Origin of the sequence: Desulfobacter sp. UBA2225, assembly GCF_002348205.1 — a bacterium.
GTDB lineage: Bacteria > Desulfobacterota > Desulfobacteria > Desulfobacterales > Desulfobacteraceae > Desulfobacter > Desulfobacter postgatei.
Window position 1 is genome coordinate 1 of the sequence record NZ_DDYV01000018.1, and the last position, 12,846, is coordinate 12,846.

The 12,846-nt window shown below is 47.6% G+C and carries 11 protein-coding genes and 1 tRNA gene; 5 read left to right on the plus strand and 7 right to left on the minus strand.

Translation table 11 applies throughout. The annotated features are described in order from the left end of the window. Positions 1-484 precede the first annotated feature (484 nt). Genes B3D59_RS00740 through B3D59_RS18545 form a run of 3 tightly spaced genes read left to right on the plus strand, consistent with a single transcriptional unit; the run spans position 485 to position 2,528 of the window. Positions 485-925 (plus strand): hypothetical protein, encoded by a 441-nt coding sequence (locus B3D59_RS00740; protein WP_286817168.1) that lies wholly within the window; start codon positions 485-487, stop codon positions 923-925. After that, positions 886-1,665: a hypothetical protein gene (locus tag B3D59_RS00745; RefSeq protein WP_286817169.1), complete on the plus strand. Its 780-nt coding sequence runs from the start codon at positions 886-888 to the stop codon at positions 1,663-1,665. Before B3D59_RS00740 ends, B3D59_RS00745 begins: the two co-directional genes overlap by 40 nt. A 14-nt stretch (positions 1,666-1,679) precedes the next feature. Further along, positions 1,680-2,528, plus strand: a complete 849-nt coding sequence (locus B3D59_RS18545) for a mechanosensitive ion channel family protein (protein WP_286817170.1) — start codon at positions 1,680-1,682, stop codon at positions 2,526-2,528. A 57-nt stretch (positions 2,529-2,585) separates the two neighbouring features. On the opposite strand, the gene B3D59_RS00755 is transcribed toward B3D59_RS18545, so the two are convergent. After that, complete coding sequence (locus tag B3D59_RS00755; protein ID WP_286817171.1) at positions 2,586-3,761, minus strand: pyridoxal phosphate-dependent aminotransferase; 1,176 nt, start codon at positions 3,759-3,761, stop codon at positions 2,586-2,588. Between the two features lie 296 nt (positions 3,762-4,057). On the opposite strand from B3D59_RS00755, the gene leuB reads away from it, so the two are divergent. Beyond that, a complete protein-coding gene (gene leuB / locus B3D59_RS00760) occupies positions 4,058-5,101 on the plus strand; it encodes a 3-isopropylmalate dehydrogenase (protein WP_414646502.1) in 1,044 nt (347 codons plus the stop codon). 141 nt (positions 5,102-5,242) lie between these two features. Here the strand turns inward: leuB and B3D59_RS00765 are convergent. Then, a tRNA-Asp gene (locus B3D59_RS00765) sits at positions 5,243-5,319 on the minus strand. A 405-nt stretch (positions 5,320-5,724) separates the two neighbouring features. Here B3D59_RS00765 and rho point away from each other — a divergent pair. Beyond that, positions 5,725-6,762: a transcription termination factor Rho gene (gene rho / locus B3D59_RS00770; protein WP_286817173.1), complete on the plus strand. Its 1,038-nt coding sequence runs from the start codon at positions 5,725-5,727 to the stop codon at positions 6,760-6,762. 106 nt (positions 6,763-6,868) lie between these two features. On the opposite strand, the gene lon is transcribed toward rho, so the two are convergent. The 5 genes from lon to B3D59_RS00795 all read right to left on the minus strand — a co-directional run. After that, positions 6,869-9,223 (minus strand): endopeptidase La, encoded by a 2,355-nt coding sequence (gene lon / locus B3D59_RS00775; protein WP_286817174.1) that lies wholly within the window; start codon positions 9,221-9,223, stop codon positions 6,869-6,871. Positions 9,224-9,240: 17 nt separating this feature from the next. Further along, positions 9,241-10,500 (minus strand): ATP-dependent Clp protease ATP-binding subunit ClpX, encoded by a 1,260-nt coding sequence (clpX, locus tag B3D59_RS00780; RefSeq protein WP_286817175.1) that lies wholly within the window; start codon positions 10,498-10,500, stop codon positions 9,241-9,243. Between the two features lie 3 nt (positions 10,501-10,503). Then, positions 10,504-11,115, minus strand: a complete 612-nt coding sequence (clpP, locus tag B3D59_RS00785) for an ATP-dependent Clp endopeptidase proteolytic subunit ClpP (protein WP_349676851.1) — start codon at positions 11,113-11,115, stop codon at positions 10,504-10,506. A 51-nt stretch (positions 11,116-11,166) separates the two neighbouring features. Next, positions 11,167-12,513 (minus strand): trigger factor, encoded by a 1,347-nt coding sequence (tig, locus tag B3D59_RS00790; protein WP_286817177.1) that lies wholly within the window; start codon positions 12,511-12,513, stop codon positions 11,167-11,169. A gap of 132 nt (positions 12,514-12,645) precedes the next feature. Continuing rightward, positions 12,646-12,846 (minus strand): hypothetical protein (locus B3D59_RS00795; protein ID WP_286817178.1); only part of this gene is annotated, 201 nt, incomplete at its 5' end.

The following is a 12,846-nucleotide window of genomic DNA, read 5'->3' on the forward strand; positions in this document are numbered from 1 at the left end:
ATTCTTTTAACATTTCTCTCTCTCTCTCTATAAAATTCGAGGGGATGATCAGATCATCAGTACCAGATAATGATGATCCATACACAAATCTATGACTCAAGAACGCAGAATGCGTATTATCAAAATATTATCGGAATATCATCAATAATTCACAGATAACTCAAATTTAGAATTGCTGGATTTTACATACTTGCCTTCTCATTTGTTGTAAGATAATGGATAAGTGTATATTTCTGAAAAAAAGTTTGAATTCAGACTCTTGAGCATCTGTTCAACTTTTGTTATACCTTGCTCAGCAAAAAGCAACTTCCTATCTGTCCGGAAAAAATCTCCATCCAGGCCTGCATGGCCCATGGGCATAATCCGGACGCGGTGTTCTGTAAATTCTGTTCAGAGCACCTGAATCCTTCAAGCGGCAAATAAGACCTGATCAATCCGGAAGGGCCGGACGAACACCTATCTGAATTTAACATGAGGAAATGACGTGAACCGGAAAAAACCGAATCTGTGGGAATATGTCCCCCTGGCAGATTATGCCGCTCCCCAGGCCACCATCGCCCGCACCATAAAACGCGGGATAAAGGATATTTGGCAACGATTTCAGCGGAACGACACCCAGGTCCATGACCATGCTCAGAATTTGGAATACCTGCCGCGTTCTGCCCTTGAAAAAGTTGCGCCCCTCTCTAACTGCTCCGAGGCTGTCCGGGCGCTTGAAATCGCGGTAAAAGAGAAAACCGGATCGGCGCAGGCCCCGTCTGTTATGATGGTTGCGGGCCTGCCCGGCAGCGACAATGCCCAGATCCTCTCCCGTCTGGCCAAGGCCTTGGGATGGCGGCTGATTCCAGCGCCGGATCCACAGCAGATTCTCAGCCAGGACCTGACATGGCTGGAGTGGACAAAATGCGCAGATACCCCTGGATAGTCCCCGACATAGCTAAAACCTATCTGCGCCATGTTCGCGGACTGACCCTGGTCCGCCAACTCCTGGCGAGCATCAATTCAAAGGCTCTGGCGCCTGGTGTTATCGGATGCAATTCCTGGGCTCTGTCTTATTTGCGACGCATACTCCCGGTCCCGTTTCCAAAGACGGTGGTAGCCCAGGCCTTTGACGATCTTTCCATAGGCAGATGGCTTAGCCGGAGAGCAGATGATGGATGCGGCCGGCAGATACTCTTCCGCCAGGCAAACAACGCAGAAACAGTTCTGCCTGCAGATGCCGATACCAGGGCAAGCGCCTTTATCAATCAGCTGGCAGCCCGCAGTTTCGGTATACCGGGCATTGCCCTTGAGATCTGGCGGCGGGCCCTGAAACGCGAACCGGATCAGACCGCCGGTGATCAGGCGTCTGAAACAGGACCCGCCGACGGAATCACCATCTGGGTGGAGCCCTGGGAAAAAATACCATCTCTTGTTGTCCCTTCGGACCTGGGGCCGGCATCCCCGATCCTCATGCACACCCTGCTGCTTCATAACGGCTTGCCCCGGGACCTTGCCGTGGACCTGCTTCCTTTTCCCGCTACTGAGGCAGGCCGGACACTTCTTACGCTGACTGACGCAGGAATTGTGGAAACCCACCAGGGAGAGTTGAAAATATCGGCCCATTGGTATCCGTTCGTGAGAGCCCACCTCAACGGGGAAGGCTATCTGACAGACAAATTCTAAAGGAGGATTGGCCCATGGAATTTTTCCAGCAGATGAACCAGGAAACCGTTATCCGGGTCGTTTTGTTGGCCAGCCTGGCCCTGGTGCTGATCGGACTCAGTCAGAAGGTGATTCCGTGGATAGCGGACCGACTCTCGGGCCGGCATCGGCTCTATCTCCTGGCCACAGTACCGCTGACCCGTCTTGTCATCATCCTCGCCTCTGTGTGGATGATCATCGCCATTGTCGTGGATCCAAAAGCGCAAAATATATTTGCCCTGCTGGGGACCCTGGGTCTGGCCCTGGGGTTTGCTTTCAAGGACTATGTCGGCAGTCTCATCGCCGGAATCGTCACTCTCTATGAACAGCCCTACCGACTTGGGGACTGGATCTCTGTGGACGAGGTTTACGGAGAGGTCAAATCCATCGGCATGCGGTCCTATGAGATACTCACCCCTGATGATACGGTGGTGGTGATCCCCCACCTGAAGCTATGGGGGGGGAAAGATCTTCAATGCCAACGACGGCAGCCGCCACCTCCAGTGTGTTGCCAGGTTTTACCTCCACCCCGAGCACGACCCCAGGCAGGTAATCCAGGCCCTGGAAGATACGGCCATGACCAGCGCCTATCTCCAGCTGTTAAAACCGGTGGCTATCCTTGCCTCGGAAGGGCCCTGGGCCACGAAATACAGGATCAAGGCCTATCCGGTGGACCCCCGGGACCAATTCCGGTTCACAACCGACCTGACCCTGAGGGGAAAACAGGCCCTGATGGCCTTGGGAGTCCGTTTTCCTGCTCCCGGGGTCCCGGACAGCGGGGAAGGGGCATGAACCCGTACACTCCGAAAAAAAGAGCATATCCCAGGCAGCACTATCAGAATTGATAGACTTTAAAAAATATTTTTGGGGGACAAATTGTCCCCCAAAAACATGGCGTTATTTTAGTTTTGAGCCTTTTCCATGGCCCGTTTGAATCCGGGCATGGCATTTGTAATGGACTGTTCACGAACGGCATAGGAGAGTCGAATATGGCCGGGGCCACCAAATCCTGAACCGGGTACGGCCAGGATGTTCTCTTCTTTAAGCAGACCTGCAAATTCCACATCATTCTCAATGGGGGTCTTGGGAAACAGGTAGAATGCACCGTCGGGAACATTAAACTCATACCCTGCCGCAGCAAGACCCTCACAGATCATGTCCCTGCGTTTGCGATAGATATCAATATCCACACATACGCCCTGCAGCTTTCCCACCACCTGCTGAAACAGGGCCGGGGCGTTCACAAACATCATGGTATTGGCCACACCCGCGGCTGACGCGATCATTGCCGCATCTTCAGCCCCGGGATGAACCGCAAGATATCCCACACGTTCACCGGCCAGGGAGAGTTCCTTGGAATAGGAGGTCAGCACAATGGTATGGTCATATACGCCAAACATCCAGGGCACATTCACATCATAGGCAATTTTGCGGTAGGGTTCGTCCGAAATCAAATAAATGCGTTTACCAAACACCTGACTTTTCTTTTCCAGAAGCTGCCCCAGCTCATCCAGTTCCTGTTTGTTATATACCACGCCCGTGGGGTTGTTTGGCGAATTGATCAACATGACGCGTGTATCTCTATTAATAGCAGCGTCAATGGCCCCAAGATCGAGATGAAAGTCGGGCTTGGTAGAGACGGTTTTAAGATTGGCTCCGGAAATAAAAGCATACTGGTTGTACCCCACAAAATATGGGGCCGGCACCAGGATCTCTTCGCCCGGATTAACCAAGGCTTTTAAGGCATCATTCAGAGCACCCGCAGCCCCCACACTCATGACCACCAAATCCGCAGTCATCCCAACCCCGCACTGGGCGTTCAGGTAATCGGCCACGGCCTGGCGCACCCAGGGGTATCCTGCATTGGGCATATATCCGTGAGAAGTTGCGGCATCATTGATCAGACCCAGCAGCGTTTCCTTGACCACCGGCGGCGGCGGGACATCGGGATTTCCCAACGAAAAATCAAACACGTTATCAGCCCCGAACTGTTCTCTCATCCGGATGCCCTCCTCGAACATTTTTCTGATCATGGATGCGGATTTTACGATTCCAACCATCTTGTCTGCAATTGGCATGGCAGCACCTCTTTGTTATGTTAAGTTAAGTGTAAATCAATATTTGGAAGACACCATAACGTAAAACGCTTTAAACCAAAACGGTTAATTTATCCACGCACAGGCCAATCTCATTTAAATATCTCCTGGAAACAATAAGGAGGGTCAATCTTGGATAAAATTGTTGTTCTTGCATCTTGCCTTATTCAATATATTCCAGTATAACTTAATTAAATTAATTATTTATAAACTTATAGGAGGCAAAAACATTGAATAAAATTGCTGTACTTGCCGGAGATGGTATTGGTCCTGAGGTCATGCCACAGGCAATCAGAGTGCTTGATAAGGCCGCTGAACTTTTTGATTTTGAATTATCCTATGAATATGCAGATGTGGGCGGTGCCGCCATTGATAATCATGGCAAAGCGCTGCCGGCCTCAACCCTGGCATTGTGCGAAAAAAGCGATGCCATTTTGTTTGGTTCGGTGGGGGGACCTAAATGGGAACATCTGCCACCGGAGCAACAGCCTGAACGTGCGTCGCTTTTGACGCTGCGCAAACACTTTGGTTTATACTGCAACCTAAGACCCTCCAAAGTATTCCCTTCCCTTGCGTCCGCCTCCCCCCTGAAACCGGAAATCATAAAAGACGGATTTGACATTTTATGTGTCAGAGAACTGACCGGCGGGATCTATTTTGGTGTACCCAGGGGCAAAAGAGGCAGCGGCCAGGAGGAAACCGCATTTGATACCATGGTATATTCCAGATTCGAAATTGAGCGGATTGCCAAAATGGCGTTTGAGGCCGCCAGGAAAAGACGCAGCATTGTAACCTCTGTGGATAAGGCCAATGTACTCACCGCCATGGTTCTGTGGCGGGAAGTGGTCATAGAAGTCTCCAAATTATATCCGGATGTCACCTTGAATCATATATACGTTGACAATGCCGCCATGCAGCTTATCCGAAACCCCCACCAGTTTGACGTGCTTTTATGTGGAAATATGTTTGGTGATATTATATCTGACGAATGTGCCATGATTACCGGATCAATGGGGCTGCTCTCCTCGGCAAGCCTGAATGAAAAAAAATTCGGCCTTTATGAGCCGGCCGGCGGCTCTGCGCCGGACATTGCGGGCAAAGGTATAGCCAACCCCATTGCCCAGATCCTGTCCGCGGCCATGATGCTGAAATATTCCTTTGAACAAATCCGGGCAGCTGATGCCATTGAAGCCGCAATTTCCGACGTTCTTGATCAAGGAATCCTCACTGCAGATCTGACGGATAAAAAAGAAAATGCTGTCAATACTGAGGAAATGGGAACTGAAATTATCAATGCTCTGACAAAGACTCACAGAGCCTAACGCATCATTATTTAACCCTGCACACCCCGGCCATCAAGAATCTTTTTCTCGATGGCCGGTTTTTTTGTCTTTATTTATTTGTGTATTCCTCAAAAACACAAAGGGCTTTTGAGTTTCCTCAAAAGCCCTTTGCTTTATTTGTGGCGGGAGTGACGAGACTCGAACTCGCGGCCTCTAGCGTGACAGGCTAGCGTTCTAACCAACTGAACTACACCCCCGTAACTTGTCTGCTGTGGTGGGCGATGCAGGGATCGAACCTGCGACCTCCACGATGTCAACGTGGCACTCTAGCCATCTGAGCTAATCGCCNNACTCTACCAGCTGAGTTAATCGCCCGAAACGGAAGCATATATACCAAGCACCAATCTGTGTGTCAAGTAAAATTATTATTATTTTTTATTTTTTTTACCGCCCCTTGGAATTCAATCAAATCCTTGCAATATTACGGGGACATTGATATGCTACCCTATTAATATGTAACCATTATAGAATAATTGGATGCAAAATCTTATCATCTCTTTTCCTGACAACAATCAAAATAAAACAAGGGCTGTCTTACGTATAAAGTCCCTGATTTATAGCGTTATAATGTCAGCAGCAAAAGTTTAATTTAGGAGTCGATAATGGAACCTGTTCAGGGATACCTGGAAATCATGGACAAGGGGTTTGGTTTTCTAAGGAATATTGAAGAAAATTTCAATCCCAAGCCTGAAAATCCCTATGTACCCAACAGCCTGATACGCAAACTCAATCTCAGGGAAGGAAGCTTTATTCAGGGTTATGGAGAAAAAAAGAGCCCACAGAATGTAAACATTGCGCTCATACGTATTGAGACCATCAACAACCTTCCCTTTGACGAGTTCATAAGAACGCCAATGCTCCAGGAGCAGGTCAGCATCAACCCCTTTGAAAGGTACCATCTTGCCCAGGGGCCTGATGACTTAACAGGAAAAGCGTTGGATCTGATTGTTCCGATCGGCATGGGGCAGCGAGGTTTGATCATCTCCCCGCCAAAATCCGGAAAAACAACAATTTTAAGACACATGGCCAATTCGGTGGTTCTCAATCACCCTGATGCCGAGGTATTTGTCCTACTTGTGGATGAACGGCCTGAGGAAGTTACCGATTTCCAAAGAGGACTGAAAGAGGCCCATGTGCTCTATTCTTCTGCTGACCAACAAACCGGCCAGCATATGAGGATGACCCGACTTGCGATGCACGCGGCCATCAGATGCACGGAAATAGGCCAGGATGCCGTAGTTTTCATCGACTCTTTAACCCGGATGACCAGGGCGTTTAATATTGATACCGATTCCTATGGCAAAACCATGAGTGGCGGCCTTGGCGCCAATGCAATGGAGTTTCCCAGAANNCTTACAATCATCGCTACCATTCTGGTCGAGACCGGCAGCCGTATGGATGATGTTATTTTCCAGGAATTCAAAGGCACCGGCAATATGGATCTTTATCTGTCCAGGGAGTGTGCTGAACAAAGAATCTGGCCGGCCATTAATATCAACAAATCCGGTACCCGGAAAGAAGATCTGCTCATGGAACCTGAAGAATATGAGGCCATGGTGAATATTCGCCGCAGCCTTGGGTCGTTAGATGAAGTCACAGCCATGTCACAGTTTTTGTCCATAATCGAAGATGGCGTATAAAGACAGTACGTTCCCATATCTTTAAAAATAAAAAAATCGCGGCACTCATTCAAGTGCAGCGATTTATTATTTTGACATGCCCAAAGAACTTGTTAAAAGGCAGACACTATACGACCAAGGCATGCTCAAGCACTTCAGACATACTTTCCACATAGACGATATCAAGCTGGTTTTGAATCGTTTTGGGAACGTCTATGATGTCTTTTTTATTTTCCTCACAGAGAATAACCTTTTTAATCCCATTGGCATGGGCAGCCAGAAGCTTTTCCTTTAGGCCGCCAATGGGCAGTACCCGTCCGCGAAGCGTAATTTCCCCTGTCATGGCCACTGTCCGGCTTACGGGGCGACCAGTGAGAATGGAAACCACTGCCGTGCACATGGCAATGCCGGCTGAAGGCCCGTCCTTTGGAATAGCCCCTTCGGGCACATGGATATGGATGTCTGTATCCTTGTAAAAGTCTTCCCTGATGTTAAGACTGCCACTCCTTGAACGGACATAAGATACAGCTGCCTGAGCGCTTTCCTTCATCACATCCCCAAGTTTTCCGGTAACCATGACTTTTCCCCTGCCCGGCATAGTTACAGCCTCAATGGTTAAAAGCTCACCGCCTGCCTGGGTCCAGGCCAGCCCGGTAACAATCCCGGTTTTATCTTCCTGCTCCAGAATGGAATTTCTAAATTTAGACTGCCCCAGATATTTTGAAACCGTATTTGCCGTAACCTGATATTTTTTACGTGTATTGGTCCGCACGATTTCCGTGGCAATTTTTCTAAGCACAGAAGAAAGCTCACGCTCAAGATTTCTCACCCCGGCTTCCTTGGTGTACTGCTTGATAATCATTTCAACAGCAGCTTTTGAAAAATAGATTTCGCGGTCATCCAGCCCGTTTTCCTGCATCTGCTTGGGAATCAGGTAGCCCGTGGCAATCTGATATTTTTCATAATCGGTATACCCTGGTATATGGATCACCTCCATGCGGTCACGCAGGGGAGCCGGGATCTCATACAGGGTGTTTGCTGTGGTGATAAACAAAATTTCTGACAGATCGTAATCAACTTCAAGATAATGATCGTTGAAATTCCTGTTCTGTTCAGGATCCAGAGCCTCCAGAAGAGCGGAAGAGGGATCACCTCTAAAATCACTGGTCATTTTATCAATTTCGTCCAGGCAGAATACCGGGTTATTATATCCCACTTTTTTCAAGGTTTGGATAATCTTTCCAGGCATAGCACCTACATAGGTTCTTCGGTGCCCTCGAATCTCGGCCTCATCACGGACCCCACCCAGGGAAATCCGGGCAAAGGAACGTCCGGTGGCCGCCGCCACAGACCGGGCAAGGGATGTCTTGCCGACCCCCGGAGGTCCCACCAGACACAGAATCGGACCTTTTATTTTTTTAACCAGAATCTGCACAGCCAGATACTCAAGGATTCTCTCCTTGGGTTTTTGCAAACCGTAATGGTCCCGATCCAAAATCTGTTCAGCTTTCACAAGTTCATTTTTGACGCGTTTTTTCCGGTACCAGGGCAGGGAGACCAACCAGTCGATGTAATTTCTAACCACTGTTGCTTCCGAGGAGGTTGCAGACATCAGCTTAAGCTTTTCCAACTCTAAGCGCACAACACCAGCGGCCTCTTTAGGCATGCGCTTGGCCTTGATCCTTTTTTCAAGATCAACAAACTCAGCACCCTGGCCATCCTCGCCCATTTCCTTTCGGATCGCCCGCATCTGCTCGTTAAGGTAGTGGCGTTTTTGAAGTTTATCCATCTGTTCTTTGACCCTGCCCTTGATCTTTTGGGACATGGAAAAAACTTCAGTCTCTTTCTGGATAAACTTTAGGAGCAAAAAGAAACGTTCTTCAATATCACCGCACTCCAACAACTTCTGCTTATCCTGAACCTTGAAAGGCAGTTGGGCGGCAATGGTATCGGCATACCTTGACGGATACTGCTCCAAGGCATGCAGCCCCTTGAAAAAACTTTTGGAAACCACTCCAGACAAGGCGACATAATGCTGAAACGCTTCATGAACCGTCCGGATGGACGCCTCAGTATTGGCATCGGTCAACTGTTTTTCAGGAACGCCCACATAATCAACAACCTGAAAACTGTCCTGATCAAACATTTTAATGATACAGCCCCGGCAAACCCCTTCAACCAATGCCTTTACCGTACCATCGGGCAGGCGTAACAACTGGGTGATCCGGGCCTCGGTTCCCACCTGAAAAAGATCCTGAATAGTGGGTTTCAGAACATCAGGATCTTTCTGGGTCGTAAGAAAAATTTTCTTATCTCCGCCCATGGCCTGGGAAAGCGCCTTGATGGATTTTTCTCTTCCCACAAAAATAGAGGTTGTCACAAAGGGAAAGAGAACAATATCCCTCAGCGGCACCAAAGGAAGAGTTTTCTTCTCCTTTTCATGTCCATCCTCAGGATTGAAAAAACGGGAAATACTGATCATGGATGGAAACTTTCTATCTAAGCCTGCTTTTTGGGCTGTTCATACAGCAAGATGGGATCCTCGTTGTTTAACACCACTTCTTCGCCCACCACACATTCAACCACATCTTTTTTGGAAGGAAGTTCATACATGATGTTCATCATGGTTTCCTCCATAATGGCACGCAGCCCTCTGGCCCCGGATTTTCTGGTAACGGCTTCCTTGGCCATGGCTTCAAGGGCCTCATCCGTAAACTGCAGATTTACCCCTTCAATGCGAAAAAGCTCCTGATACTGCCGAACCAGTGCATTCTTTGGCTCGGTCAGAATCTTGACCAAAGAGCTTTCATTGAGTTCACCTATGGACGTTATGATAGGCAGGCGTCCTAAAAATTCGGGGATCAGACCGAATTTAATCAAATCTTCGGGCTTTACCCGCTCCAGCAGCTCTCCGATATTCACATCCTTTTTATCTGCGATTTTGGCACCAAACCCCATGGTCTTCTGGGTCAAACGGCGCTCAACCACTTTCTCAAGACCATTAAAGGTCCCACCGCAGATAAACAGGATATTTGAGGTATCCACCTTTACATAATCTTGCTGGGGATGTTTTCTTCCCCCCTTGGGAGGTACTGAAGCGATTGTACCCTCAATGATCTTGAGCAGGGCCTGCTGAACCCCCTCTCCAGAGACATCCCGGGTAATTGAAGGGTTGTCCCCCCGCTGGGAGATTTTATCTATCTCATCAATGTAGATAATACCTTTCTGGGCCTTTTCAATGTCATAATCAGCATTTTGAACCAGTGAAAGAATGATATTCTCCACATCCTCGCCAACATAGCCGGCTTCGGTCAGGGCCGTGGCATCGGCAATGGCAAAAGGGACATCCAGAAACCGGGCAAGCGTCTGGGCAAGAAGGGTTTTCCCACATCCGGTGGGACCTATGATCAGAATATTGCTTTTCTGAATCTCGACGTCATCACCCCTTTTTACCAGATGTGAAGCCAGACGTTTATAATGGTTGTAAACCGCCACGGACAAAACTTTTTTGGCACGATCCTGTTCTATAATATATGAATCAAGCTGCTCCTTGATCTGCTTTGGCACCATGAATTCCTTGGCACCCTCGGGCTCGACAGCCAGCTCTTTTTCTTCATCTTCAATAATCTCACCGCACAGCTTAATACATTCATTGCATATATATACGCTGGGCCCGGCTATCAGCTTTTTTACTTCCTTTTGGTTTTTACCGCAGAATGAGCAGAAAAACTGATCGTTTGTATCCTCTTTTTTGGCCATATTTTATGACTCCTTTGACGCTTCCTCCTCAGAGGTCTCTTCCAATTGGCTTCTGTCACTGACCACACGGTCAACAATGCCGTATTCCAAAGCTTGCTGCCCGGACATGAAAAAATCACGCTCCGTATCAGCTGCAACCTTTTCAATATCCTGTCCCGTATGCTTTGATAAAATTTCGTTCAAAACATCTTTCATTCTTAAAATTTCGGTGGCTTGAATCTTGATGTCAGTGGCCTGGCCCTGGGCCCCCCCCATTGGCTGATGAATCATAATCCTGGCATTGGGCAGGGCAAACCGTTTGCCGGCTGTTCCGGCAGTAAGAAGCAGCGCCCCCATACTGGCTGCCTGGCCAATACACACCGTTGCCACATCCGGCTTGATGTACTGGATGGTGTCATATATGGCCATGCCTGCTGTAACAACGCCGCCCGGGGAATTGATATAAAAATTGATATCTTTATCAGGATCTTCGGATTCAAGAAACAGCATCTGTGCAACAATGAGGTTGGCAACTTCATCGTCGATGGCAGATCCTAAAAAAATAATCCTGTCTTTTAAAAGCCGTGAATAGATATCATAAGCACGTTCTCCCCTATTGCTCTGCTCAACAACCATTGGAATAAGAGGCACGATTTAACTCCTTGTCATGATCTAAAATATTATTTTTTACGCTTCTGCACCTTCTTCTTCAGTTTGTGCATCAGCGGCTTGCGCATCTTCCGGCGTCACTTCAATTACGCTGCTTTTTTCTATTATAAGATCAATGGCCTTTTTTTCAAGCTGGGTATGTTTATAATATTCAAGCTGACGCTGGTCCAGGTTGAAAAAATTCTTGATGGCATCTTTTGTCGCACTCATGGCCTGGGCCATCTCTTCAAAGCTTGCATCAAGTTCTTCATCGCTAAGCTCAATCTTCTCCTGGGCAATCATCTTATCCAGAACCAGGTGACGGCGGGCCTGCTTTTCAGCCACATACCTGTATTTTTCCTGCATAAGTTCCCGGCTTAAGCCGACTTCTTCAAGGGAGGTATTGTTCTGGGAATAGGCTTGTTCCGTTTCGGAAATAATCCCGTTAAGCTCACCTTCAACCAGGGCTTGAGGAACTTCAAAGTCTATTTTTTTAAGGATTTGACTAAAAACCTGTTCGCTCATCTCATGCTTGACCCTCTGGGCAATCCCTTTTTCCAGGTTATCCCGGATGGCAGCTTTTACCTCATCAAGGGTTTTGTATTGTTCAAGGCCTTTTACAAGATCATCATTGGCTTCGGGCAGCACCTCTTCCTGGATCTCCTTAAGTGTAACCTTATATTCAATGGTTTTTCCTTTCAGATTCTCATCATGAAAATCATCTGCGTAAACCACTTCAATGTCCAGATCCTGAACCGGAATGGCACCGATAAGTTTTTCGGAAAATTCCTTAGGCAACGGCGCCATGTTAATAGCCGTAACATAATTTTCAACTTTAGGGGTATGCTCAAAGGCTTCGCCATTTAAAAAGCCTTCATAATCAATCAGAACAAAGTCGCCTTCTTTTACCGGACGCGCTTCTTCGACCTTCCGCTTTGTGGCCATGGTCTTTTGCAGCATATATATCTGGCTTTCAATCTCAGCCTCGCTTACTTCATAAAGAGTCTTTTTAATTTCAAGACCTTGGAAATCAATATCATCCAGTTGGGGTTTAACCTCCACAGTGATCTCAAATGCATAATCAGCATCCGGCTTGAGTTCCGGCGGATCAAGTTGGGGCCCGCCCACGATATCCAACTTATGATTTTCAACAGCTTCAATAAAAGATTCCTGGATCAGGCGCGGAGCAACCTCGGCATGAACGTCTGCGGCAAACCGGTTTTCAAGCACTTTTCTGGGAACTTTTCCTTTTCGAAAACCTTTGATCTCGACCGTTTTTTTCAAATTGGCATAGGCTTTATCTAACTCTTTGGAAATTGTTTCCTTAGGGATTTCAAAAGAAAGCACTTTTTTAATACTGCTCTGATCTTCGATTTTTACCTGCATGATTTTGTCCTGTTTAATCCTGTTAATTGGCGTTTTTTCTTCAACGCACCTTCAAAAAATAATAATTGTACCCTAACTGATTCATTACATGGCACAAACACTTTACACAAAGTTTATTAAGATACCCCGTCTTCATGGTGGTGTCAAGGAAATTGCCACACCCCCATAGATAGGCCAACGGCTGTGCCATGTAGCTTTTGACTCCATTTCAAAATTATGGGACGGGGCTGACAGGCAAGATTGATCTTGATTTTTTTTATTCCAAATGATAAATGTTGTTTTTATTTTATCGGGGCGTAGCGCAGCCTGGTAGCGCGTTTGCTTGGGGTGCAA